We start from the raw sequence: 25,278 nt of genomic DNA, 5'->3' as shown, positions 1-25,278 counted from the left end.
AATAGTTGGCACTAGCTAGCTAACCAATGGTCCACCTGTTTCAACCAGGTGGACTTTTTGGTATCTGAAGCCAAGGAAGCCTGAATCGAAGTCCGGGCCATCTGCGCTAGTTCAGCGTCACTAAAGCCCAGTGTGCGGGCCAACTGATACTGGTCGTTCAGACGGGAACGGAACAGTAGCGGGTCATCTGCACCCAGGGCAATCTGGGCCCCAGATTCAAATAGTTGCCGTAGGGGCAGGGCCTGTTCGTCCTCAAAAATCCCAAGGGAAAGGTTCGATGAGGGGCAGACTTCAAAACCAATCCCGGCTGCCACTAGCCGGTCTAATAGACGCTGGTCTTCGGTGGCTCTAATCCCGTGCCCCAAACGGGTGGGCTGCAAGAAGTGTACTAGTTCAGCTAGGTCTGCCGAGCCGCAGAGTTCACCACCATGGGGTAGGGCAGCTAGGCCCGCCCTGCGGGCTAAACGGAAGGCCCGCTCCCAGTCCCCGCTGAACCCATTACGTTCATCATTGGAAAGCCCAAAACCGATCACCTCACCGGGCTGATCCCCGGCGTATTGGGCGGCCAGGCGGGCCAGGGTCCGGGCGGAAAGCGGATGGTGCATGCGGGAAGCGGCCACAATCACGCCTACTTCCACGCCCGTCCGGGCACTCTGGATCCTCGCCTCATCCAGGATGATTTCCAAGGCGGGGGTAATCCCACCAACGAAAGGTGCGTAACTGGTGGGGTCGACCTGGATTTCTAGGCGGACTGAGCCTTCTTTCGCGTCGTCCTCGGCGGCTTCTTTGACGATCCGACGCATGGTATCTTCATCCCGGACCAGTGCGCGGGCCGCATCGTAGGCGCGTTGGAAACGAAACCACCCGCGACGGTCCGCAGGGACGTGTAACGGGTGGTTATCTAAAAGGTTTGCGGGCAGGCGAATGCCTTTAGCCTGGGCCAGCTCGAACATGGTCTCCGGTCGCATCGAACCGGTGAAATGTAGGTGCAGGTGCGCTTTCGGAAGGGCCCGCAAGTCCTTCGGGGTCATCCTCAGAGCTGATCCTTGATCCACTGGGCCACCAGGGTCATCATGACCGGGCCCTCTGGCTCGTTGAAAATCTCATGGTAGGCTTCGGGAACTTCCACGTAATCAATGGTCGGCGGGAATTCCACCTCCGTGCCAGCCTTGGAAGCAAACTCCCTGGTGGCGCTAACAGAGACCACATCATCCCGGTCACCCTGCAGGATCAGAGTATCCGGAGTCCAGCGCGGGGCCAGCTCCATCACGCGGTGGCCCAGAGCCATCATGGAAGCACCGGTGAGCATCTGTACCGGGCCCACGTAGTTCAACGGATCCTCAAGGTAACTGTCAACCACTTTCTGGGTGCGGGAAATCCCCTCAACCTTGAACGGGGCCACCGGAATGGAAGGCACGAACTTTGAGACCTCGTAGAGGGCATCAGACACGGGACCAGACAAACTGGGGTTTGTGCCTAGTGCCGGGGAAGAGAGAATCACGCCCGCAATATCATCCGGTCGACCAACCGCGGAAGCAGCCGTAATCAGACCACCCATGGAGTGACCCAATAGGAACAGGGGAGTGCTGGGGTGCGCAGCACGAATCTGCTGGCGAACTCGGTAATGTTGACGGACTAGGTCATTAACATCAACCCGGGCACGTTTACCCTCTGACTTGCCGTGGCCTTCATGGTCATAGCGGTAACAGGTCAGGCCAGCACGGTTCAAATGCTTGACCAGTTCATCGTAGCGGCCCAAGTGTTCCGCATACCCGTGGGCAATCAGAACAATGGCAGCCTCGTTTGGAGCCTTATCAATGCGTCCATGCAAAGCCATATAGTTACCTCCTAGTTTTAACTAAAGGTACCGTTACGAAGCGTACTTAGCAAAGAATTGCTGCAGTCGAGTAATACCTTCGACCAGATCTTCATCGCTCAGTGCGTAAGAGAAGCGCAAGAAACCGGGAGTACCGAAGGCTTCACCGGGGACAGCGGCTACCTGAACCTCATCAAGGATTAGGTCAGCTAGATCCTGGCTGGTTTCCACCCGGCGATCACCGTAATCGCGACCCAGTAGGGCACCGACTTCCGGGTAGACGTAGAAAGCCGCCTGCGGTTCAGGAACTACGAAACCATCGATTTCGCGCAGCATCTTAACGATGGTCTGACGACGACGGTCGAAAGCCTCCCGCATCTGGTGGACGACGGTCAGGTCGCCAGCAACTGCAGCTAGTGCCGCACGCTGGGCAATATTGCAAACATTGGAGGTCAGGTGTGACTGGAAGTTAGTGGCCGCGGCGATCACGTCCTTGGGGCCCATCATCCAGCCCACGCGCCAACCGGTCATCGCGTAGGTCTTGGCTACGCCACCTAGCACGATGGTCTGTTCGGCTAGTTCCGGGACCGCCCGCAGGATCGGGGTGAATTCGGCATCCCCGTAGACTAGGTGCTCGTAGATTTCGTCGGTGATTACCCAGACGCCATGCTCTAGGGCCCAGTGGCCAATCGCCTTAGTTTCTTCCGGAGTGTAGATAGCGCCGGTCGGGTTCGAGGGGGAGCACAGCAGTAGTGCCTTGGTCTTTTCGGTTCGGGCTGCCTCTAGCTGCTCGATAGTCACCTTGTATCCGGCTTCCACCCCAGCGGTAACGATCACCGGGGTGCCGCCAGCCAGAGCAATTGCCTCCGGGTAGGTGGTCCAGTAGGGGGCCGGCAAGATAACCTCATCGCCCTCGCCAATAATGGCCGCGAAAGCCTGGAAAACAGCCTGCTTACCGCCGTTGGTAACCAGAATCAGGTTCGGGTCTACCTCATAGCCGGAATCGCGTAGGGTCTTCTTAGCGATGGCTTCACGAAGATCCGGTAGGCCCTTGGTGGGGCTGTAGCGGTGATTCTTGGGATCGCGAGCAGCTTCTACGGCTGCTTCAACAATGTAGTCTGCGGTGGGGAAGTCGGGTTCGCCAGCACCAAAACCAATAACGGGTGCGCCTGCCGCTTTAAGCGCCTTTGCTTTAGCGTCTACCGCCAAAGTGGCAGACGGAGTGATTGCGGCTAGTCTTGCAGAGATGCGATTCTTTTCCATGAGTTTATCGTGCCACTTTTGCCTGAATCTTGCAGCAAAAAAGTGACCTTTTTGGGGATTTGGTGAATGTGGACCAAAAAATCGACCCCGAATTTGTGATTTTTTTCTTTAAATCCCGTTCAAGTGGAATAACTGCGCAAAGCCCCGTAAACTGTTCCGGTGTTGCACCTGAAGTTACTTCAGAGTGTCCCATAGGGCAGTGGCGCAATTGGTAGCGCACCGGTCTCCAAAACCGGCGGTTGTGGGTTCGAGTCCCGCCTGCCCTGCAAATCCGGCGAAATAGATATCTAAAATAACCTCTGGAGGAAGCCGTGAGTGAAGCAAGTCCCGCAAAGGACAGTGAGAAGCTTGGCTTCTTCGCGCGCATTTTACGTTTCATCCGTGAAGTAATCGTCGAACTTAAGAAGGTCGTTTACCCCACCAAAAACGAACTGTGGACCTACTTCCTAGTAGTTATCGTGTTCGTGGCCGTACTAATGGCTTTCATTGGTTTGGTCGACCTATTCTTCGGTTGGGTCGCTGGACTGGTCTTCTCATAGTCCTAATCCGATCCTGAAAACACTGCTTTTCAGAAAGCAATACTTTATTGAAAAAGACGCACCAATCGGTGCGTCTTTTTCAATTCCTACCTGTTGCGGGAAATCTGTGTTCGATCAGTAGTTAACAAACTGCTTAGCGTTGGCTTTAAAACCCTTCCCATTTCGGGTATCCCAGCAGAACAGGCTGTCTTGGTTTTGTGCGCAGGCTAGGTTGCCAAAGCGGATGGCAGTATTGGATTCAAACGCGATTTCGGTGGGGGTGTAGCAGCCTGTATCCCACATTGATGATTGGGGAGCGGCTGCTTCGCCGTTGTCTGCCATCGCGATCTGGCTGCTAGAGAATCCACGGCTGTTTTGCCCGGCAGCGCCATTCTGTTCCCAAATCGGAACTGTGCACTGCACATTACTAAAGTCTTCTTCGCCTCCAGCATTGGAATAATCCCCGGCATAAGCCATACAAGAGGCATCTGGGGCTTGGAAGTTCCATCTTACACACTGCTTGGTGGGAATGGTTTCTAGCCACGTAAGCTTCCCCGCGAAAGGCTCTACGGCCTTCGGGATTTTCACATCAGCAGGAAGATTCGCAGGCTTCTGCTGGCTAGCTTCTTTTCCTGGAGCTGCCTTAGGCGCAGACTTAGACGTATCCGTCTGGCTATTGGGAGTAGTTTTACCGTCCTCTGGCCACGCCGGCAGTTCACCCTGAGCCGCTAGAGCTAGGCGTTCCTTGAGCTTCTGATCCGCTTCTTCTAACTGTTTACGGAAGTCCGGTTTAAGGTCTTTGGCCTGGGTTAATAGCATCGAGGGTGGTAACGGAACCGCCGGTAGAGCCTGGAGCTCTTCATTAATCCTTGCGATTTCACTGTCCTTAACGTTAATCAGCGTGCCACTGATTGTGAACTTACCGTTGGGTTCTAGCTTCAGGATCGCCGAGGTCTTAGAAGTATTCGGGTTCGTGTCTCGGTAAAGATCTGGTTCTTCAGACCAGTCATCTTCGATCTTCATTTCTGTTGGTGAGAGCATCTCGATTTTGGGACTTCGTCCGACCTCCACGCTCAAGGGAGGAAGTGGCTGACCATAAGCGAAATAAACCCGGTCCCGGGAGGCGGTTCGGCCACTACCTTGAATAAAATCTTGATACGACAGGGGAGCGCCGCGGTCCCAATACCGTCCCAAATCTGCAAAGTTGATCTTATAGACCACGCCCAGATCTTCAGGGGCGACCGGATGAAGTGTTTTTAAACCACGTAGAACAGATGTTTCCGGGGCTTCCTGCTCAATCTCTTTGAGCGTGTCTAGATATTTCTTGAACTCTTGCTCAGCCTTAGCTTGTTCGGCCGATACCTTCTGGGACTCGGGCGTTTGGGCGCTAGTGGCGACCGTAGGTGCACTGCTAGGTTCTGAAGTGCTGGGAGTTTTAGAGCTGGTAGACGCGCAGGCGCTTAGGCCCAATGAAAGAATTATGACTAGTGGGAAAACTGAACTTTTTCGCATAGCCGCATTATTTCGCGTCCTTAGACACAAATGCAAGGGACTTCTGGGAGTAAGTGGAAGCTAAAAATACTTTCAGGACCAAAGAGAATAAAATTTAACGCTTATTGAATGGTGTGAGAAAGCGTGAGGAATCTGAAAGTAAAGGGAGAAGCGCTGGAAGATTTTCTTCGCTATAATAGCCGCATAACTGTGTACTGCCCGGCCCCGGTGGCCGGGCAGACGTATATGTCCCGGCAGGCCGAAAAGGCATTTTGCGCCCTCGGGACCAAAACCTTTAAGGAGAAACTCGTGAGCGAAAACCCCACAAGTCCCGAAAACGAAGAACTCGTAGTGGACCAGGCGGAAACTGAAGCAGAAGAAACTGAAACTGTGGAAAGCGAAACCGCCGCGGAAGAAGCTCCGGAAGCTGCCGTCACTGAAAACGGTGAAGCCGAGGCTGCCAACGAACTACTAGACAGCACCGAAGGTCCCGTCGACGTAGAAAAGGCCATCCGCGACCGCCTAAACAAGTTCCGCAACGACCTACGCCTACTACCCGGTAACTGGTACATCGTTCACTCCTACTCTGGTCACGAACGTAAGGTAAAGGCCAACCTAGAACAGCGTCGCGCCTCCCTAGACATGGAAGACTACATCCACGAAGTGGTAGTCCCCATGGAAGAAGTTATCGAAATGAAGAACGCGACCCGTAAGAAGATCACCCGCGTTCGCATGCCCGGATACGTCATGGTCCGCATGTCCCTAGACCCCGATAACGCTGTGCTTCGTACCGTTAAGGACACCCCGGCCGTAACTGGCTTCGTTGGTGACTCCCGTCTAAAGGATCGCGAAGACCAGATCCCCACCCCGCTTAGCTTCCAGGAAGCCTACGCAATGCTAGCTCCCTCGGTCGAGCAGGAGTTCACCCGTGAACTCGAGGCCGCCGCGGTTGCCACCCCCGAAAAGGCTGTCCGCGTGGAATTCGAAATCGGCGAAAACGTCACCGTTATCAACGGCCCCTTCGCCGGTCAGACCGCTACGGTCGCCGAAGTCATGCCGGAATCCAAGAAGCTAGTGGTCACCTTGACCCTATTCGGTCGCGATACCAGCACCGAACTAGCCATGGAAGACGTCTCCAAGCAGGACTGATTCCATCATCCAGATTTGTGATATTAGGCGCCGGCGTTGATTTAAACAGTCGGCGCCTATATCATTGCTAATTGCGCTTTGCTTAGGCGAAGTGTGTTTCTGTCCATTACGTGCACAATGTGTTACGTACCGTTAGAAAAATAAGGACCCTAACTTATGGCTCCCAAGAAAAAGGTAACTGGCCTGATCAAACTCCAGATCCAGGCTGGCGCCGCAAACCCTGCACCGCCGGTTGGTCCGGCTCTGGGTCAGCACGGCGTAAACATCATGGAGTTCTGCAAGGCTTACAACGCGGCTACCGAGTCGCAGCGTGGCAACATTATTCCGGTTGAAATCACCGTCTACGAAGACCGTTCTTTCAGCTTCATCACCAAGACCCCGCCGGCATCACAGCTAATCAAGAAGGCTGCTGGTGTTCCCAAGGGCTCTGGCGTTCCTCACACCCAGAAGGTCGGTAAGCTAACCGCCGCTCAGGTTCGTGAAATTGCCGAATTCAAGATGGCTGACCTAAACGCTAACGATCTAGACGCAGCGTCCAAGATCATCGCCGGCACCGCCCGCTCCATGGGCATCGACGTAGAGGGCTGATCCCTCAACCTGGAAACGGTGCAACCACGCACCAGAGTGGAAGGGCTGCGCAGCCCGTTCACCACTAACTGCTAAGGAGAAATGCAGCAATGAAACGCGCAAAGAACTACCGCAAGGCGGCAGAAAAGATCCACGAGGGCGAACTATACGCTCCCCTCGAGGCTTTCAAGCTAGCCAAAGAAACCGCTACCACTAAGTTCGATTCGACCGTTGAGGTCGCATTCCGCCTAGGTGTTGACCCCCGTAAAGCCGACCAGATGGTCCGCGGTACGGTCAGCCTACCTCACGGCACCGGCAAGACCGCCAGGGTCCTGGTCTTTGCTGTCGGTGATAAGGCTCAGGCCGCCATCGACGCAGGTGCTGACGAAGTCGGCGGCGACGAACTAATCGAAAAGGTCGCTAAGGGCTACACCGACTTTGATGTCGCTGTTGCTACCCCCGACCTAATGGGTAAGGTTGGCCGTCTAGGTCGCGTGCTAGGTCCTCGTGGCCTAATGCCGAACCCCAAGACCGGCACCGTCACCATGGATACCGCTAAGGCTGTTAACGAAATTAAGGGCGGCCGTATCGAATTCCGTGTCGACAAGCACTCCAACCTTCACTTCATCGTTGGTAAGGCTTCCTTCTCTGTGGAACAGCTAGTTGAAAACTACGCTGCTGCTCAGGAAGAAATCCTACGCCTCAAGCCGGCTTCCGCTAAGGGTCGTTACATCACCAAGGCTACCGTGTCCACCACCATGGGCCCCGGTATCCCGCTAGATGCCACCAAGACCCGTAACCTAACCAGCGAAGCTGCTAACTGAGTTACCAACTGATCTTTTAGATCTTTCCCGAGGGGGCCTCACCACTAACCGGTGAGGCCTCCTCGTTTTTAGGTAGGGGTGGATTTCCTAGGCTCGGTACCAAAAGTTGCTTCTGTCTTTTGCTGCGAAAAGTGGGCTTGGACTATAGGGGCTGAGGGTGTTCCCTGATTTTGGAGCGCTTTTTACCTCCCTGGGGGAGCGTGCGCTTTCTCACCTACGAATTAGGGTCTCCAGACTTGCCGCGACCCCCGGTGACTGTGCTAAGCTATCGGAAGCCAAAGACCGTTGGTTTCTGCCCACCCGGGTGGAAGAAGACCTGAAAAGGCGCCAGCGCAGGTATTGCTTAAAGACTTTTGTTAGTCCCGTGTGCATTCCTGCGCCCGGGGCTTTTTTAGTGTCCAGCTAACGGCTACGATCGGAAGGAGGGCCATGGCAAGGCCTGACAAAGTAGCAGCGGTAAAGGCGCTGACGGAACTATTCCGTAGCTCCTCTGCTGTATTGCTCACTGAGTACCGCGGCCTGAGCGTCGGCCAGCTGAAAGAGCTGCGTCGCGCCCTAGGCGATAACGCGACATACACCGTGGCAAAGAACACCCTAGCTTCGATCGCGGCGAAGGAAGCCGGCCTCGAGTTCCTAAGCGAAGACCTAACCGGTCCTACCGCTCTGGCATTCGTAACCGGAGAACCTGTCGACGCGGCGAAAGCACTGCGTGACTTTGCTAAAGATAACAAGGCACTAGTCGTCAAGTCTGGTGCAATGGAAGGCCAGAAGCTTTCCGCTGAAGCTGTTAAGCAGCTTGCTGACCTCGAGTCTCGTGACGTACTGCTGGCCAAGGCTGCAGGCGGCATGAAGGCCAAGCTGGTCCAGGCCGCTTACATGTTCAAGGCCCCGGCAGTCAAGACTGTTCGGACCGTGGACGCCCTGCGCGAAAAGCAGGAACAAGCTGCCTGATCCCTCAGGCATCAAACCCCATAATCGCTGCTTATCAAGCAGGAACCATATTTAGGAAGGACTGCCAAAATGGCTAAACTGACCAACGAAGAGCTGCTCGAAGCTTTCAAGGAAATGACCCTAATCGAACTATCCGAGTTCGTTAAGCTATTCGAAGAAACCTTCGACGTTGAAGCTGCCGCTCCGGCCGCTGTTGCTGTTGCTGCTGCCCCCGGCGCTGCTGCTGCTGAAGACGCTGAAGAAAAGACCGAATTCGACGTCATCCTAGAATCCGCTGGCGACAAGAAGATCGGCGTTATCAAGGCCGTTCGCGCCCTAACCTCCCTAGGTCTAAAGGAAGCTAAGGACCTAGTCGACGGCGCTCCCAAGCCCGTTCTAGAAGGCGTTAACAAGGAAGAAGCCGAAAAGGCCAAGGCTGCTATCGAAGAAGCCGGCGGTAAGGTCACCGTTAAGTGATTTTGCCTCGTCCCTAGTTAAACGGGCTGCCTAGGCAGTACCAACTAGGACGATTCCAAAAAGCAAAAGTTTTCCCCCTACCTCCTTCGAGGTAGGGGGAAAACTTTATTTGCGATAAAACCTGAGGTGGGCCCAAACCTGAGGTGGGCCCAAACCTGAGGCGGGCCCAAGCGGGCGGCACGGGGAAGCTACCTCGTCGGGGCGAACGCTCATCCCGAGGCAAGCCCCTAGCTTGCTAGGTTGAGCCCCACGGGGGAAGATCCCCGGCTTACCCGCATACGCTACTACGCGCGGCTAAGCAGGGAACCAAAGACGCCAGGTTGCTGGGCCAGCTCGCTGGGCTTACCGGACTGGACAATCTGTCCCTGATCCATCACCCACACGGTCTGAACACCCTCAAGCTGGGAAATCCGGTGCGTAATCTCCAGAATCGTGGCCTGCGGCAGGGCCTCACGAAGCTGACGTCGGACCTGAGCGGCCAGCTCATCATTAAGGTGCGCGGTGGATTCATCCAAAATCACCGCCCGTGGGTTCATCAACACTGCGCGGGCAATCGCTAAACGTTGACGCTGACCGCCCGAAACCGCGGTGCCCTTTTCACCGACCATCGTCTCTAGGCCCTGGGGCATCTGACGGACTTCCTCAGCTACCTGCGCGATCTCTAGCGCCCGCCACAGTTCAGGCTCGGAAGCCTCCGGGGCGGCCAGACGCAGATTATCGGCAATCGTGTCATTGAAAAGGTGAGCCCGCTGAGGAACATAAACGACCGCGCTGCGTAGGGCATCCACCTGGGTCTCGCGCAAGTCCTGGCCACCCACCAGTAGCTGGCCGGCTTGCGGATCCGTGTAACGCGCAAAGAGGGTAGCCAGCGTGGACTTACCACAACCGGTTGGGCCGACCAGCGCATGCCACTGTCCGGCGGGCACGTCCATGCTGACCTGCTTGAGGGCCTGGTGTGCCTGGCCGGTCGCGTCCTCGTAATAGAAATCAACGTCCTGGGCGCTGAACTGAAGCTGCCCCTCGGGCAGAGGCCGGGTGCCACCCTCTGGAACCGGCTTACCGCTGGTCAACTCCAGCAGGCGCGCGGCAGAAGCAAAAGACTGCGTGAGGAAGGTAGAGAAGTCCTCCACCCCGCGCACGGACTCCCAACCACGGAAGGCACCCGCCGCCACCGCCAGCACCACCGGTAGGGTCAACTGACCGGCACGAACCTGGCTAAAGCCCACTAGGGTCAACAGGACGGTCATGCCGATAACCGCCCCAAAGGTAACGCCGCGACGCAAGCCCAAAACTAGGTGGGTGGGGGCAGTGACCTTAGCTAGTTCGACCTCGGCCTGCTGCTGTTTCTTAAAGAAGTCATCCTGTAGCTCATAGCCGCGGATTTCCCGGTTGCCACCAATAATGTCGGAAACCTGGGTGACAATGCCGGAACGTACCTGCAGGGTCTGGTTAGCTGCACGACGAGCCGACCCAAGGTCCAAAAGCAGGATTACAGCCAACGAGGCCGCATAGCAAGCCAGGATTAATAGCGCCAGGATACCCGCACCCCAGTACCAGGCCAGCAGCGAAGTCAGGATCGGCACCAGCACCGCAGACACTGCCGGGGCGAAGGTGTGCGCGAAGAAGACCTCGATCCGGTCAATATCGCGAGTGACGCGAACCAGCAGGTCGCCGGCGCGAGCAGAACGAGTCAAGGCGGGAGCCTGCGGGTAGAGGTGCTCGTAGGCTTCGCGACGCAGTAGCTCCAAGGCCTTAAAGGCCACGAAGTGCCCAGTGAACTGCTCTAGGTAACGCAGGAACGCCTTGACCAGCGCAATGCCGCCCAGCACTAAGACGACGCGCCCCAGGCTGGCGTGGGGCAGTCCGGTCAGGCGCAGGCCCAGCTGCCAACCACAGTAGGCCAGCATGATCACGCCCAGCATCTGGTCGGCCACACGCGCGGCTGAGGACGCCAATAGGGGAGCCAGGACCGGGCGGGTGACCTTAAACATCCAGCGGGTCAACTGGCGGTGTGTGTACTTAGGAGCTGCTGCGTCCACTGCTTGTGCTTCCTTAACCTTTGAATCCGATTTGGGTGTGGGGCTGGTCGAATGATCGCGGTGACGGGTGGGGAACTCTGACTGGCTCATTTGCTTTCCTCCAGGTCAGTGGCGGTCATCGAGGTGGTGGAACGTGCTAGGTGCCCGGACTTCATGGTCCAGACTTCGTCCGCGTCGGGCAGTAGGCCAGCCCGGTGGGTGACCATCAGCAGGGTCCGTTCCTTACCTAGCTGGGCTAGGGCGGCCGAGATTCGCGCTTCGGAATCTAGGTCCACCGCGCTGGTGGGTTCGTCTAGTAGTAGGGTTTGGCGGCCGGAAAGTAGCGCTCGGGCCAGTGAGATGCGCTGGGCTTGGCCGCCGGAAAGTCCGTAGCCGCGTTCGCCCACTACGGTTTCTAGTCCCTTGGGGAGGCGTTTGATTTCGGCGGCGACCTGCGCCTGCTCGAGGGCGATCCACAGTTCCGCTTCGCTGGCTTCCGGGGCGACTAGGCGTAGGTTTTCGGCCACGGTTCCGGCAAATAGCCAGGTACTTTGGGCCACTACCGCGCTGTGGCGGCGTAGTTCCTGAGCGGTGGCGGGCTGTCCGTCAATGAAGATCTGTCCCTTTTTGGCTTCTAGTTCGCCTGCCAGTAGGTTCAGGAGCGTGGACTTGCCTTGGCCGGAGGGACCGACCAGGGCGATGCGCTGTCCGGGTTCGATCGCTAGTTTGACGTCGCTGAAGACGTCGGGCTTGTCCGGGTAGGCGAAGGTCAGGTTCCGGGTAGCCAAGTCGGTACCAGCTAGTTCGGGGGCCGGGGTGGCCGGCTTTTCCGGTTCGGGCGAGGGTGCCGGCTTGTCTGATTCTGCTGAGGCAGCCGGCTTTTCCGGTTCGGGCGAGGTAGCGGCCTCGTCGCCCTGGTTGGTACTTGCGCTTTCTAGGCCTTCCTTTTCGGCTAGGTAGGTGCGGGCGGCACGCTGAGCGGCCATTCCGCCCATGCCCACGTAGAAGAAGGCACCCACCTGGTCGATGGGCTCTAGTAGCAGGATGGAAACCAGGATCATGAAGGCGGCCATCCCCGGGGTGATCGCCCCGGTTTCCCAACGCCACAGGGCCAGTAGGGTAGTTGCGGCCACCATGAAGAGGGAGAAGGAAATGTCGATCACGAATAGAACTAGCTGGTTGCCTGCTAGGAGGCGCATGATCGAACGGCGATTCTCTTCCCCCTGCTGGGCTAGGTCTTTACCGACGCGGCGGGCGGCCACCAGCAACTGCAGGGTGTCCATGCCTTCGATAGCGTCTAGGTAGGCGGCGGCCAGGCGGTTGCGGTTCTTGCGGGAGTTCGCAGAAACCTTACGCATGACCTTCATGAAGCCGCGGACCAATAGTGGAATCAGGGGAATGCAGGCTAGTAGGATCAGGGCGCTCAGCCAGTCCCATAGGGCGATCACGGCAATGATCAGTAGGGGAGTGGCGACCGCGCCGACGACCTGGGGAATGAAGGTTTGACGGTAGAGCATGAGGCGTTCGGCCCCGTCGGTCATCATGTTGATGATTGCGCCAGAGCGCTTTTCGCCCTCGGCCTGGGCCTGAGCGGGCTGGCTGAGGCTGGCTTTTAGCAGGCGCGTGCGGACGCGGCTTTCGGCGCGGATCGCGGACCGGTACGAGGTGGTCAGGCGTGCGCCCCCGGTAAGGCCGGCAAACAGGGTGAGGAAGATGATGATCCCGATTAGGCTGCCCGGGGTGGGGGCGCCGTTGGCTAGGTAGTCTAGGGCGATGCCTAGGCCGCGTAGGGCGCCGACGGCAGAGACGACGCTGATGCCGCTAAGTAGGATCGCGATAAGGTTATCGCTGCGATCTTCGGGGGTTTTAACGTGGGGCGTTCCCTCTGGGAGTTTGCGCTTTTTAGCGGGCATGTCACTTCCTCGTTAGAGACCAAAATAGGTTATTTCTTAGGTCAGGCTAACCTATAATAAACGAGGTTCTGGGCGGTTGGCCAGATTTATGCAACATTCCCCTTTTGTTATTACAGGAACGGGTGAAATGTCAAAGTTGAAGTGTGACCTGTCAGAAAAAGTGACCTTATACCATATCCTTGCGGAAAATCCCAAAATCTAGTACTCTAGTGAGTTGCACTTGCGTTAGTCCGAGGTGAGTTGTATCCAGATGCCTATTAGAGCGCAGGGTATTGGTTGGACAACATCAGTTAGGGACCGTTTGTGTGCGCGCAAAACACCGCTAGCAGGGAAGGAAACCCTTTGACTGCCCAGAGTAACTCTGCCGCAATTCAGCCCTCCGGCCGCCTCTCATTCGCTAAGCTTCGTGAACCCCTCGAAGCCCCGAACCTACTGGACCTGCAGATCCAGAGCTTCGAATGGTTGCTCGGCCTAGAAAATTGGCAAAACCGGGTCGCACAGGCTAAGGCCTCCGGTGCCGCTGGATCCGTACCGGACATTTCCGGCCTACAGGAAATCTTCGACGAAATCTCTCCGATCGAAGACTTCGCCCAAACCATGTCCCTGTCCTTCTCGGACTTCACCCTGGAAGACCCCAAGTTCACCCCGGATGAATGTCGCCTAAAGGACAAGACCTACTCAGCACCCCTATACGTCACCGCTGAGTTCAACAACTACGAAACCGACGAAATCAAATCACAGACGGTCTTCATGGGCGACTTCCCGCTCATGACCGAACGCGGTACCTTCATCATCAACGGTACCGAACGTGTCGTCGTTTCCCAGCTAGTCCGTTCCCCCGGTGTCTACTTTGAACGTGGCGCCGACCGGACCTCCGACAAAGAAATCTTCTCCACCAAGGTCATCCCCTCACGCGGTGCCTGGTTGGAACTAGAAATCGACCGTCGCGACGCCGTCACCGTCCGCGTAGACCGCAAGCGTAAGCAGCCGGTTACCCACTTCCTCCGTGCCCTAGGCATGAGCGAAACCGAAATCCGCGAACAGTTCGCCGACTACCCGATCCTGCTAGCCGGCCTAGACAACGACTCCGTCAACACCACCGACGAAGCCATCGTGGATATGTACAAGAAGCTACGCCCCGGTGAACCCGCTTCCGTCGAAGCCGGCCGTAGCCTACTAAACAACTTCTACTTCAACCCCAAGCGCTACGACCTAGCCAAGGTGGGTCGCTTCAAGATCAACAGCAAGCTAGGCCTGCAGGAAGACCTGCACCAGTCCGTGCTCACCCTTGAAGACATCGTCACCGCCCTGCGCTACATGCTGTCCCTACACAAGGGCGACGTCGAACTAGAGGTTGAAAACGACGGCGAAAAGTCCGCTGTTCGCGTTGAATCCGACGATATCGACCACTTCGGTAACCGTCGTATCCGCGCCGTTGGTGAACTAATCCAGGGTCAGGTCCGCACCGGCCTAGCCCGCATGGAACGCGTCGTCCGCGAACGTATGACCACCCAGGATGCGGACGCTATCACCCCGCAGTCCTTGATCAACATTCGCCCGGTCGTCGCCTCCATCAAGGAATTCTTCGGCACCTCCCAGCTATCCCAGTTCATGGACCAGAACAACCCGCTTGCCGGTCTAACCCACAAGCGTCGTCTGTCCGCCCTGGGCCCCGGCGGTCTATCCCGTGACCGCGCCGGCATGGAAGTCCGAGACGTCCACCCGACCCACTACGGTCGTATGTGCCCCATTGAAACCCCTGAAGGCCCGAACATTGGTCTAATCGGTTCACTGGCAACCTTCGCTCGCATTAACCCCTTCGGCTTCGTTGAGACCCCCTACCGGGTGGTCCGCGACGGCCAGGTAACCGACGAAGTGCACTACCTAACCGCCACCCAGGAAGACCGCAAGGTCATCGCTCAGGCTTCCGCCGCCCTCGACGCAGACGGACGCTTCGTCGAAGACCAGGTACTGTGCCGTCTAGCCGGCTCTGACCCCGCGCTCTTCCCAGCAGAAGACGTAGACTACATGGACGTTTCGGCCCGCCAGATGGTGTCCGTCGCAACCGCCATGATCCCCTTCCTCGAACACGACGACGCTAACCGCGCGCTCATGGGCGCCAACATGCAGCGTCAGGCCGTGCCGTTGCTAGTCCCCGAAGCCCCGCTAGTGGGTACCGGCATGGAACGCCGTGCCGCCGTGGACGCCGGTGACGTCATCGTCGCCCAGAACGCTGGTGTCGTTCAGGAAGTCTGCGCCGACTACGTCGTCGTAATGACCGACGAGGGCGAACGCAACTACTACTACATGGAAAAGTTCCAGCGCTCGAACCAGGGCAACTGCACCAACCACCACGTCGTGGTCGATGCCGGTCAGCGCGTCGAGGTCGGACAGGTCATCGCTGATGGCCCCGCTACCGACGGCGGCGAACTAGCCCTTGGTAAGAACCTGCTCGTGGCCTTCATGCCGTGGGAAGGTCTGAACTACGAAGACGCGATCATCCTATCCCGTCGTGTCGTAGAAGAAGACGTCCTCACCTCAATCCACATTGAAGAGCACGAAATTGACGCTCGTGAAACCAAGCTCGGTGACGAAGAAATCACCCGCGACATCCCGAACGTCTCTGAAGAAGCACTGTCTCACCTAGACGAACGCGGCATCATCCGCATCGGTGCTGAAGTCAACGCTGGCGACATCCTAGTCGGTAAGGTCACCCCGAAGGGTGAAACCGAACTGAACTCCGAAGAGCGTCTACTACGCGCCATCTTCGGCGAAAAGGCCCGCGAAGTTCGCGACACCTCCCTCCGTGTTCCCCACGGTGAATCCGGCATCGTCATTGGCGTGCAGGAACACACCGACGGTGAAGACCTAGCCCCCGGCGTTAAGCAGCGCGTCCGCGTGTTCATCGCTCAGCGTCGTAAGATCACCATCGGTGACAAGATGGCAGGTCGTCACGGTAACAAGGGTGTTGTCTCCAAGGTGCTACCCATCGAAGACATGCCGTTCCTAGAGGACGGTACCCCGGTGGATATCATCCTGAACCCGCTAGGTGTTCCCGGTCGTATGAACGTCGGCCAGGTCCTAGAACTACACCTAGGCTGGATCGCCGCTCAGGGTTGGGACGTCACCGAAGCCATGAAACAGGCTAAGGAATGGACCAAGAACCTACCGGCCGAGGCCGCCACCGCCGAACCGCGTACTCGCGTTGCCACCCCCGTCTTCGACGGTGTGCGCGACGACGAACTACTAGGCATGCTGGCTCACACCCGCCCGAACCGTGACGGCGAACGTATGGTCGCCCCGAACGGTAAGGCCCGCCTATTCGACGGCCGCAGTGGTGAACCGTACCCGTACCCGATCTCCGTCGGCTACATGTACATGCTGAAGCTACACCACTTGGTTGACGACAAGATCCACGCCCGTTCCACCGGTCCTTACTCCATGATTACGCAGCAGCCTCTGGGTGGTAAAGCCCAGTTCGGTGGCCAGCGTTTCGGTGAAATGGAAGTTTGGGCCCTTGAGGCATACGGTGCGGCATACGCACTGCAGGAACTTCTGACCATTAAGTCTGACGACATCACCGGTCGTGTGAAGGTCTACGAAGCGATTGTGAAGGGCGAGGACATCCCCGAGCCCGGCATTCCGGAATCATTCCGAGTGCTCATCCAGGAAATGCGCTCCCTGTGCTTGAACGTACAGGCCCTTGACTTCGAGGGTAACGCCATTGACCTGAAAGACGAAGACGAGGATGGCCAGCGTGCCACCGAAGAGCTAGGCATCAACCTCGGGGCTCGCCCCGGTGGCGCCGCCGGCTCCGTCGACGAGATCTGATCCGCTTTAAAGTCACATATAGGAGTATCCCTTGCTCGACGCAAACGTCTTCGACAAACTACACATCGGCCTGGCCACCTCTGAGGACATCCAGGCCTGGTCCCACGGCGAAGTTAAAAAGCCTGAGACCATCAACTACCGTACCCTCAAGCCCGAACGGGACGGCCTCTTCTGCGAACGCATCTTTGGCCCCACCCGTGACTGGGAATGCGCCTGTGGTAAGTACAAGCGTGTCCGCTACAAGGGCATCGTTTGTGAACGCTGTGGCGTAGAGGTCACCCGTTCCAAGGTCCGCCGTGAACGGATGGGTCACATTAAGCTGGCCGCACCCGTCACCCACATCTGGTACTTCAAGGGCGTGCCCTCACGCCTAGGCTACCTACTGGACCTGGCACCCAAGGACCTAGAAAAGGTCATCTACTTTGCCGCCTACATGATTACCGACGTAGATGAGGAAGGCCGCGCCGCGGACCTACCGAACCTCTCGAAGGAACTCGAAGTAGAACGCAAGAACGTAGAAATGCAGCGCGACCAGGCCATCGAAGAGCGCGCCATGCGCTTGGAGAGCGACCTACTAGCCCTCGAAAAGGAAGGTGCTAAGTCCGCCGCTAAGGAAAAGCTACAGAAGGCTGCTGAGAAGGACATGGCGGAAATCCGCCGTCGCTTCGAAGAAGACCTAGCTTTCACCGACCTAGTCTGGGACCGCTTCAAGTCCCTCAAGGTGGGCATGCTAGAAGGCTCCGACGCCGTCTTCCGTGAGATGCAGATGCGCTACGGCATCTACTTCGAAGGCTCAAAGGGTGCTGCCGCTGTTAAGCGCCGCCTAGAGAACTTCGACCTAGAAGCTGAAGCTAAGGAACTACGCGAAATCATCGAAAATGGTTCCGGTCAGCGTCGCACCCGCGCCCTCAAGCGCCTCAAGGTCGTCAACGCTTTCCTCTCCACCGGCACCTCCCCGGTCGGTATGGTCCTAGACTACGTCCCGGTTATCCCGCCGGACCTGCGCCCCATGGTGCAGCTCGACGGTGGCCGCTTCGCTACCTCGGACCTAAACGACCTCTACCGTCGTGTCATCAACCGTAACAACCGTCTAAAGCGACTACTGGAACTAAACGCTCCGGAAATCATCGTTGACAACGAAAAGCGCATGCTACAGGAATCTGTAGACGCCCTCTTCGACAACGGTCGTCGCGGTCGCCCGGTTACCGGCCCCTCCAACCGCCCGCTCAAGTCCATCTCGGACATGCTCAAGGGTAAGCAGGGTCGTTTCCGTCAGAACCTACTAGGTAAGCGTGTTGACTACTCAGGCCGTTCCGTTATCGTTGTCGGCCCGCAGCTCAAGCTACACCAGTGTGGTCTGCCCAAGCAGATGGCCCTAGAACTCTTCAAGCCCTTCGTCATGAAGCGCCTAGAAGAACGCAAGTTCGCACAGAACGTCAAGGCCGCCAAGCGCATGGTCGAACGCCAGCGCCGCGAGGTTTGGGACGTCCTCGACGAGGTCATTCGCGAGCACCCCGTGCTACTAAACCGTGCACCTACCCTGCACCGCCTAGGTATTCAGGCCTTCGAACCGCAGCTAGTTGAAGGTAAGGCTATCCAGCTACACCCGCTAGTTTGTACCGCATTCAACGCGGACTTCGACGGTGACCAGATGGCTGTGCACCTACCGCTAGGTGCTGAAGCACAGGCTGAAGCACGCATCCTAATGCTCTCCTCCAACAACATCCTCAAGCCTTCCGATGGTCGCCCCGTGACCATCCCGGCACAGGACATGGTTATTGGTCTGTTCCACCTAACCTCCAACCCCGATCCCGAGGTAGAGGTCAAGGTCGACAATGAGGGCAACCCGGTACTACCGCGCTTCTCTTCCGTAGCCGAAGCCATCATGGCGCACGACGCTGGGGAACTACACCTCAACGCCCAGTGCATCATCCGCTTCGAATCCCTAGTGCCCCCGCGCGACTGGGTAGCTCCGGAAGGCTGGAACGAAGGCGACCCGATCGACCTAGTCACCTCACTAGGCCGCACCCTATTCAACGACACTCTGCCGGTTGAATACCCCTTCGTAAACCACGAAGTCACCAAGAAGCAGCTAGGTAAGATCGTTAACGATCTAGCTGAACGCTACCCCAAGGCCCTGGTTGCCGCGTCCCTAGACGCCCTCAAGCAGGCCGGTTACGACTGGGCACCTCGCTCCGGTATTACCATTGCGTTCACCGACATTGTGGGCCCCGCCGACAAGCCGGAAATCCTAGCCAAGTACGAAGCTCGTGCAGCTAAGACTCAGGAAGACTTCGAACTCGGTGCTACCAAGGAAGAAGAACGCTACGTTGACCTGGTCAACATCTGGACCGAAGCTACCGACGAAGTGGCCGCCGCGATGCGCGCCAACTTCCCCGAGCGCAACACCGTTTACCGCATGGTTTACTCCGGTGCTCGTGGTAACTGGGACCAGATTCGCCAGATCGCTGGTATGCGTGGTCTAGTGTCTGACCCGAAGCAGAAGCTAATTGAACGACCCATTAAGTCGAACTACCGTGAAGGCCTTTCCGTTCTGGAATACTTCATCGCTACCCACGGTGCTCGTAAGGGTCTAGCCGATACCGCGCTTCGTACCGCAGACTCCGGTTACCTAACCCGTCGTCTAGTTGACGTCTCCCAGGACGTCATCATCCGTGAAGAAGACTGTGGCACCCGCAAGGGTCTGCTCATGCCGATCGGTGAAGAAAAGGACGGCCAGGTTGTGGAACTCGACATTGTCGAAACCACCGCTTACGCCCGTACCCTAGCCAAGGACGTGAAGGACGCCGACGGCAACGTCGTCGCCCACGCCGGCCAGGATGTTGGCGACGTCCTCATCGAGCAGCTAATCGCTGCCGGCGTCACCGAAATCACCGTCCGCTCCGTGCTGACCTGTGAATCCGCCGTAGGCTGCTGTGCTGCCTGCTATGGTCGTTCACTGGCCACCGGTAAGCGCGTTGACATCGGCGAAGCCGTTGGTATTATCGCCGCCCAGTCCATTGGTGAACCCGGTACCCAGCTAACCATGCGTACCTTCCACACCGGTGGTGTCGCCTCGGCTGCGGATATTACCCAGGGTCTACCTCGTGTTCAGGAACTCTTCGAAGCTCGTACCCCGAAGGGTGAAGCAGAAATCGCAGAGGCTTCCGGTCGCATCAAGATTGACGACGAAGATCCGGCCGCACGCCGCGTCATCATCGTCCGCGATGACGGCGATGAAGACCTCGTGGTGGAAGTTTCCCGCCGTCAGGAACTACGCGTTCGCGAAGGCGACCACATCGAAGCTGGCGAACAGCTCACCGAAGGCCGCATCGACCCGAAGAAGCTCCTACGCATCAAGGGCCAGAACGAAACCCAGCGTCAGCTGGTGGCCGAAGTTCAGGAAGTGTACCGCTCCCAGGGTGTAGACATTCACTCCAAGCACATTGAAGTGATCGTCCGTCAGATGCTCCGTCGCGTAACCGTGATCGACTCCGGTGACACCAACCTGCTACCCGGTGAGCTAATCGACCAGGCCGCCTACAAGCGCGAAAACAAGCGCGTCATGGCGGAAGGCCGCAAGCCCGCCTCGGCACGTCCGGAACTAATGGGTATCACCAAGGCTTCACTAGCCACCGACTCCTGGCTATCTGCCGCTTCCTTCCAGGAAACCACCAAGGTCCTGACCGAAGCTGCGATGACCGGCAAGTCCGATCCGCTAGTTGGCCTCAAGGAAAACGTCATCCTCGGTAAGCTCATCCCGGCTGGTACCGGCCTGCAGCGCTACCAGGAAGTGATCGTGGAACCCACCCAGGAAGCCATGGACGAAATCGGTCTGACCCGTGCCGACATGGAAGGCACCCCGGCCATCGAAGAAGATCCCTTCTTCGCTGGACTGGACTTCGGTGCAGCTTTCTCTGACGGTTTCTAAACTAGGCCGTTAAAAAGCCAACCTAGCTGAGCCCCAAGGAATAAAACTCCTTGGGGCTCAGCCCTATTTGCCCACTAGTACTAGCTGAAAAGGGCGGACGGGTAGAAAGTCCGGAAAGGAAGGCAGCCCCCTCGGAAAATGTGACGAAATACTAGCCAAGCGCGAAATCAAGCTATCAACATATATAAAAAAGCAGGGGAGCGTGGGAGAATAGGACGGTATCCGAATTTATCTACTAGAGTGAAAGGCTATTCATGCCGGGAACTAATCTAACTCGCGAAGAAGCAATGACGCGCTCCGACCTCATCCAGGTCGAAAACTACGAAGTCTACCTAGACCTCACCAAGGGTGACCGAATCTTTGGATCCGAAACCACCATCAAGTTCACTGCCCAGAAGAACTCCGCCACCTTCGCGGACCTGATTGCAGACAACATCCACGAAATCACCCTAAACGGTGAATCCCTAGCCCCGGAAAAGGTCTTCTCCGATTCCCGCATCGCCCTCAGCGGCCTACAGGAAGAAAACACCCTAACCGTCAAGGCTGACTGCCTCTACATGCACACCGGTGAAGGCCTACACCGCTTCGTTGACCCCGTCGACGGCGAAGCCTACACCTACAGCCAGTTCGAGGTCCCGGATGCACGCCGCGTCTACACCACCTTCGAACAGCCCAACCTGAAGGCCACCTACACCTTCACCGTGCGCACCCCCAAGCACTGGACCGTCTTCTCCAACTCGCCCACCCCGGAGCCCCGCTTCGAAGGTGACTCCGCAGTCTTCGAATTCAGCGAATCAGAGAAGATCTCCACCTACATCACCGCCATCGTCGCCGGCCCCTACGTGGGCCGCACCGGTGAACTAACCAGCGCTGACGGTCGCGTCATCCCGCTGGGCGTCTACTGCCGCCCCTCCCTAGAGAAGTACCTAGACGCAGAAGAAATCATGGACATCACCCGTCGCGGTTTCGAATTCTTCGAAAACGAATACGGTTGTGCCTACCCCTTCCGCAAGTACGACCAGATCTTCGTCCCCGAATACAACGCTGGTGCTATGGAAAACGCCGGCTGCGTCACCTTCCGCGACGAAATGCTATTCCGCGCAACCCCCTCGGAAGCCCAGGTCGAATCCCGTGCCAACACCATCCTGCACGAACTAGCCCACATGTGGTTCGGTGACCTAGTCACCATGAAGTGGTGGAACGACCTCTGGCTCAACGAATCCTTCGCCGAATACATGTCCCACCTAGCCTTAGCCGAAGCCACCCGTTGGACCGACTCTTGGACCGGCTTCACCATGCGTAAGGACTGGGGTATGAACCAGGACCAGCTACCGTCCACCCACCCGATCGTCGCCCCCATCCGCGACCTACAGGACGTAGAGGTCAACTTCGACGGCATCACCTACGCTAAGGGTGCTGCGGTCCTACGCCAGCTAGCCTCCTACGTGGGCCGTGAAGCCTTCACCGAAGGCCTACGCGCCTACTTCAAGAAGCACTCTTGGAGCAACACCGTCGTCGACGACCTACTAAACGAACTCGAAGCTGCCTCCGGCCGTGACCTGTCCACTTGGGCCAAGGTCTGGCTAGAGGAAGCCGGCGTAAACCTCATGCGCCCCGAGGTTGAGGTAGACGGCAACGGTAACTACACCTCCGTTAAGATCCGCCAGGAATCCTTCAACGCTGGTGCCTCCCTACGTCCGCACCGCATGGCCGTCGGTGGTTACAGCCTAAACGCTGCCGGCACCGAAATGGAACGCGTCTTCCACATTGAACTAGACGTCACCGGCGACCTCACCGAGGTCCCCGGACTAGTCGGCCAGGCCCGCCCCGACGTGCTACTGCTCAACGACGGCGACCTCACCTACACCAAGCTACGTCTAGACGAATACTCGCTAGAAAACGCCCAGAAGAGCATCGACAAGTTCACCGACCCGTTGACCCGCTCCATCATCATGGCCTCCGCTTGGGACATGACCCGTGACGCTGAACTATCCCCGGCTTTCTTCGCCCGCCTAGTGCTACGCGAACTAACCGTGGAAGACAACTCCATGGTCATGACCCTGCAGCTACGCAACCTAGCCCACACGCTATCCACCTTCGTTGCTCCGGCCGACCGCCGCGAACTATTCGTGGAAGCCGCTGACGCGCTCCGTGCCCTAGCTGAAAACGCTAAGCCCGGCTCTGACGCCCAGCTACAGACCGCCAAGATGGCTATCTCTTACGCCACCAACGAAGAGCAGCTAGCTTGGGTTAAGGCCCTACACGCTGGTGAAGTAGTCCTACCCGAATTCGACGTCAACGTCGAAATCCAGTGGGCCCTAGTCCAGAAGCTAGTCGCTGCCGGTGTCTACGGTGAAGCTGAAATCCGCGACATGGAAAAGGAAGACCCGACCCTAACCGGTAAGCAGCGCGCTGCTGGCGCTCGCGCCCAGGTCCCCACCGCGGAAGTCAAGAAGGCCACCTACGAGGCCTGCATGCACGACCAGTCACTGCCGAACGATACCCGCATCAACATGATGCGCGGCCTCTGGGCACAGGCTGCCCTACAGCCCGAACTGTACAGCGGCATCGTGGTTTCCTTCTTCCAGGACGTGAAGAACATGTGGGAATCCAACACCCACCACACCGCAGAAACCATCGCCCTACTACTGTTCCCGGCACCGCTAGCCGGCCAGAAGGACGGTCTCGAAGCACCGCAGCTAGCCGCTAAGGCCTGGTTGGTGAAGAACACTGAGGCTGACACCTCTGCTGCTCTGATCCGCCTCATCTCAGAACGCCTAGACGCTGTTGAGCGCTCCCTACGCGTTCAGGCCGTCAAGTAAGGCCAGCTCGCGAAAAGCTAGCCCAGCTGCTTAAGCTAAGTAAGTCGCCCTCCGGTACTCCCGGAGGGCGACTTCGCTAATTCCTGTTCAACCCACTAAGCTATCAACCATGAACATTGACCAAATTGCAGAAAAGTACGTGGAAGACTCTGTCAAGCTTTCACCCGAAACGGCCACCGCCCTAGGCCTACCCGAAAACCAAGACCGCTGGACCGACTACTCACCCGCCGGGGTAGAGGCCGTCCGCGACCTCGTCGAAAATACCCTAAAAGCCGCAAAAGCAGCCGAACCCGAAAACCACAGTCAAGAAGTCACCAAGATCGCGCTCCTTGACCGTCTAGGCGTCGACCTAGCCTGGTACGAAAACCAAGAACCCTACCGCGACCTAAACAATATTGCCTGCCCCATCCAGAGCGTCCGCGACACCCTCTCCCAGATGGACATGAGCACCGACCAAGGCAAAGCCGACGTCGCCGCCCGCATCTCCCGCATGGGCGAAGCCTACCGTGGCTACGCCGAAACCCTAAAAGCCGGCAAAGAAAAAGGCGTCCTACCCGCCAAGCGCCAAGTAGGCCTAGGAATCGAACAGCTCAAAGACCTCAGCCGCGAAGAATCCCTGCTCGATATCTTCGGCAAGGAAGCCAACGCCACCCCCGAACAGATCAAAGCCGGTAAGGCCGCCTGTGATGAACTAGCCGACTTCCTCGCCCAAGAAATCGCCCCCTACGCCCCGGACGTCGACGGGGTGGGACGCGAACGCTACGAAGTCTTCAGCCACCAGTTCGTCGGCCACCAGGTCGACCTTGACGAAACCTACGAATGGGGTCAAGAAGAACTAGCCCGCATCGTCGCCCAGCAGGAAGAAATCGCCCGCGAACTCTACGGCCCCGGCGTCAGCGTCGAGGAAGCCTTCGAAAAACTCAACGCCGACCCGAAGTACGCCCTCCACGGTGTTCCCGCCCTCCAGGCCTGGATGCAGGAAACCGCCGATGGGGTAGTGGCCAAAATGGACGGCGTCCACTTCGACATCCCCGAGCAAATCAAAAAGATCGAATGCTGTATTGACAAGGCCGGCACCGGCGGCATCTTCTACACCGGCCCCTCCGAAGACTTCAGCCGCCCCGGTCGCATGTGGTGGTCCGTCCCGCCGGGTCAGGAAGATTTTGTCACCTGGCAGGAACTCACCACCGTCTACCACGAGGGCGTCCCCGGACACCACCTACAAATCGGCCAGACCATGGTCGAGTCCGAGAACCTCAACCGTTGGCGTCGCCTATTCTGCTTCAACTCTGGCCACGCCGAGGGCTGGGCCCTGTACGCGGAAAAGCTAATGGACGACCTGGACTTCTTCCCCGACCAGGGCTTCCGTATGGGCCTGCTGGATGGTCAGCGTCTGCGCGCCGCCCGCGTGGTGCTTGATATTGGCGTGCACCTTGGTAAGCCGCGCCTAGACGGCCAGGGGACCTGGGATGCCCAGTACGCCTGGGAGTTCATGAAGCAGAACGTCGCCATGTCTGACGCTTTCTTGCGTTTCGAGGTGGACCGCTACCTGGGCTGGCCGGGCCAAGCACCCTCGTACAAGGTGGGGCAGCGCCTGTGGGAACAGCTGCGTGATGACTTCCTAGCCAAGCGACCCGGGGAACTCAAGGAGTTCCACCGTCTGGCTTTGCGCGAGGGCTCCCTCCCGTTGGGTGTCCTGCGTGAGGTGGTCCTCTCCCAGGCCTAAAA

Annotated in this window: 16 protein-coding genes and 1 tRNA gene; 11 read left to right on the top strand and 6 right to left on the bottom strand. The window is 57.8% G+C overall.

What is annotated here, in order from left to right:
• Nucleotides 1–11: 11 nt before the first annotated feature.
• From BSR28_RS00755 to BSR28_RS00745, 3 genes are read right to left on the bottom strand one after another with little or no spacing between them, the layout of a single operon-like run.
• Nucleotides 12–1,031 (bottom strand): adenosine deaminase, encoded by a 1,020-nt coding sequence (locus BSR28_RS00755; RefSeq protein ID WP_073713037.1) that lies wholly within the window; start codon nt 1,029–1,031, stop codon nt 12–14.
• Between the two features lie 2 nt (nt 1,032–1,033).
• Nucleotides 1,034–1,837 carry an alpha/beta hydrolase gene (locus tag BSR28_RS00750; RefSeq protein ID WP_073708582.1) on the bottom strand — a complete coding sequence of 268 codons (804 nt, stop codon included), beginning with the start codon at nt 1,835–1,837 and terminating at the stop codon, nt 1,034–1,036.
• A 33-nt stretch (nt 1,838–1,870) separates the two neighbouring features.
• Entirely contained in the window at nt 1,871–3,079 is a 1,209-nt protein-coding gene (locus BSR28_RS00745) for a pyridoxal phosphate-dependent aminotransferase (protein WP_073713036.1), read from the bottom strand.
• A gap of 193 nt (nt 3,080–3,272) precedes the next feature.
• Here BSR28_RS00745 and BSR28_RS00740 point away from each other — a divergent pair.
• Together BSR28_RS00740 and secE are read left to right on the top strand one after the other, a co-directional pair.
• A tRNA-Trp gene (locus BSR28_RS00740) sits at nt 3,273–3,345 on the top strand.
• 45 nt (nt 3,346–3,390) lie between these two features.
• Nucleotides 3,391–3,618 (top strand): preprotein translocase subunit SecE, encoded by a 228-nt coding sequence (gene secE / locus BSR28_RS00735; protein WP_089024654.1) that lies wholly within the window; start codon nt 3,391–3,393, stop codon nt 3,616–3,618.
• A 114-nt stretch (nt 3,619–3,732) separates the two neighbouring features.
• Here the strand turns inward: secE and BSR28_RS00730 are convergent, their stop codons facing one another.
• Nucleotides 3,733–5,109 carry a hypothetical protein gene (locus BSR28_RS00730; RefSeq protein WP_073713035.1) on the bottom strand — a complete coding sequence of 459 codons (1,377 nt, stop codon included), beginning with the start codon at nt 5,107–5,109 and terminating at the stop codon, nt 3,733–3,735.
• A 288-nt stretch (nt 5,110–5,397) separates the two neighbouring features.
• Here BSR28_RS00730 and nusG point away from each other — a divergent pair, with 288 nt between their 5' ends.
• The 5 genes from nusG (at nt 5,398) to rplL (ending at nt 9,035) form a co-directional block, all read left to right on the top strand.
• Nucleotides 5,398–6,237, top strand: a complete 840-nt coding sequence (nusG, locus tag BSR28_RS00725) for a transcription termination/antitermination protein NusG (RefSeq protein ID WP_073708762.1) — start codon at nt 5,398–5,400, stop codon at nt 6,235–6,237.
• Nucleotides 6,238–6,393: 156 nt separating this feature from the next.
• On the top strand, nt 6,394–6,825 hold the full coding sequence (rplK, locus tag BSR28_RS00720) for a 50S ribosomal protein L11 (protein ID WP_073708586.1): 432 nt from the start codon (nt 6,394–6,396) through the stop codon (nt 6,823–6,825).
• An 89-nt stretch (nt 6,826–6,914) separates the two neighbouring features.
• The gene (gene rplA, locus BSR28_RS00715; RefSeq protein WP_073708587.1) at nt 6,915–7,628 is read left to right on the top strand and encodes a 50S ribosomal protein L1; all 714 of its coding nucleotides are present in this window, start codon (nt 6,915–6,917) and stop codon (nt 7,626–7,628) included.
• Between the two features lie 429 nt (nt 7,629–8,057).
• Nucleotides 8,058–8,579 carry a 50S ribosomal protein L10 gene (rplJ, locus tag BSR28_RS00710; RefSeq protein WP_073708588.1) on the top strand — a complete coding sequence of 174 codons (522 nt, stop codon included), beginning with the start codon at nt 8,058–8,060 and terminating at the stop codon, nt 8,577–8,579.
• A 69-nt stretch (nt 8,580–8,648) separates the two neighbouring features.
• Nucleotides 8,649–9,035, top strand: a complete 387-nt coding sequence (gene rplL, locus BSR28_RS00705) for a 50S ribosomal protein L7/L12 (protein WP_073708589.1) — start codon at nt 8,649–8,651, stop codon at nt 9,033–9,035.
• Between the two features lie 284 nt (nt 9,036–9,319).
• Here rplL and BSR28_RS00700 read toward each other — a convergent pair whose 3' ends face one another.
• Both BSR28_RS00700 and BSR28_RS00695 read right to left on the bottom strand, forming a co-directional pair.
• A complete protein-coding gene (locus BSR28_RS00700; RefSeq protein ID WP_083562818.1) occupies nt 9,320–11,164 on the bottom strand; it encodes an amino acid ABC transporter ATP-binding/permease protein in 1,845 nt (614 codons plus the stop codon).
• Nucleotides 11,161–12,966 (bottom strand): ABC transporter ATP-binding protein/permease, encoded by a 1,806-nt coding sequence (locus BSR28_RS00695; protein ID WP_073713034.1) that lies wholly within the window; start codon nt 12,964–12,966, stop codon nt 11,161–11,163. Before BSR28_RS00695 ends, BSR28_RS00700 begins: the two co-directional genes overlap by 4 nt.
• A 342-nt stretch (nt 12,967–13,308) precedes the next feature.
• On the opposite strand from BSR28_RS00695, the gene rpoB reads away from it, so the two are divergent.
• The 4 genes from rpoB (at nt 13,309) to BSR28_RS00675 (ending at nt 25,276) form a co-directional block, all read left to right on the top strand.
• Nucleotides 13,309–16,797 (top strand): DNA-directed RNA polymerase subunit beta, encoded by a 3,489-nt coding sequence (rpoB, locus tag BSR28_RS00690; RefSeq protein ID WP_083562816.1) that lies wholly within the window; start codon nt 13,309–13,311, stop codon nt 16,795–16,797.
• A 31-nt stretch (nt 16,798–16,828) separates the two neighbouring features.
• Nucleotides 16,829–20,728, top strand: a complete 3,900-nt coding sequence (locus BSR28_RS00685) for a DNA-directed RNA polymerase subunit beta' (protein ID WP_073708591.1) — start codon at nt 16,829–16,831, stop codon at nt 20,726–20,728.
• A gap of 254 nt (nt 20,729–20,982) precedes the next feature.
• Nucleotides 20,983–23,550, top strand: a complete 2,568-nt coding sequence (gene pepN, locus BSR28_RS00680; RefSeq protein ID WP_073713033.1) for an aminopeptidase N — start codon at nt 20,983–20,985, stop codon at nt 23,548–23,550.
• Between the two features lie 109 nt (nt 23,551–23,659).
• Nucleotides 23,660–25,276, top strand: coding sequence for a DUF885 domain-containing protein (locus tag BSR28_RS00675; RefSeq protein WP_073713032.1), 1,617 nt, complete (start codon nt 23,660–23,662; stop codon nt 25,274–25,276).
• The last annotated feature ends 2 nt before the right edge of the window (nt 25,277–25,278 follow it).

It is taken from the genome of Boudabousia liubingyangii (assembly GCF_001907245.1).
In the GTDB taxonomy this organism is placed as follows: domain Bacteria; phylum Actinomycetota; class Actinomycetes; order Actinomycetales; family Actinomycetaceae; genus Boudabousia; species Boudabousia liubingyangii.
This window is presented reverse-complemented; position numbering and strand designations above follow the sequence as displayed.

Coding starts and splice junctions, on each gene's coding strand:
- BSR28_RS00755 (WP_073713037.1), bottom strand. CDS start 1,031: ATGACCCCGAAGGACTTGCGGGCCCTTCCGAAAGCGCACCTGCACCTA.
- BSR28_RS00750 (WP_073708582.1), bottom strand. CDS start 1,837: ATGGCTTTGCATGGACGCATTGATAAGGCTCCAAACGAGGCTGCCATT.
- BSR28_RS00745 (WP_073713036.1), bottom strand. CDS start 3,079: ATGGAAAAGAATCGCATCTCTGCAAGACTAGCCGCAATCACTCCGTCT.
- BSR28_RS00730 (WP_073713035.1), bottom strand. CDS start 5,109: ATGCGAAAAAGTTCAGTTTTCCCACTAGTCATAATTCTTTCATTGGGC.
- rplK (WP_073708586.1), top strand. CDS start 6,394: ATGGCTCCCAAGAAAAAGGTAACTGGCCTGATCAAACTCCAGATCCAG.
- rplA (WP_073708587.1), top strand. CDS start 6,915: ATGAAACGCGCAAAGAACTACCGCAAGGCGGCAGAAAAGATCCACGAG.
- rplJ (WP_073708588.1), top strand. CDS start 8,058: ATGGCAAGGCCTGACAAAGTAGCAGCGGTAAAGGCGCTGACGGAACTA.
- rplL (WP_073708589.1), top strand. CDS start 8,649: ATGGCTAAACTGACCAACGAAGAGCTGCTCGAAGCTTTCAAGGAAATG.
- BSR28_RS00700 (WP_083562818.1), bottom strand. CDS start 11,164: ATGAGCCAGTCAGAGTTCCCCACCCGTCACCGCGATCATTCGACCAGC.
- BSR28_RS00695 (WP_073713034.1), bottom strand. CDS start 12,966: ATGCCCGCTAAAAAGCGCAAACTCCCAGAGGGAACGCCCCACGTTAAA.
- pepN (WP_073713033.1), top strand. CDS start 20,983: ATGCCGGGAACTAATCTAACTCGCGAAGAAGCAATGACGCGCTCCGAC.
- BSR28_RS00675 (WP_073713032.1), top strand. CDS start 23,660: ATGAACATTGACCAAATTGCAGAAAAGTACGTGGAAGACTCTGTCAAG.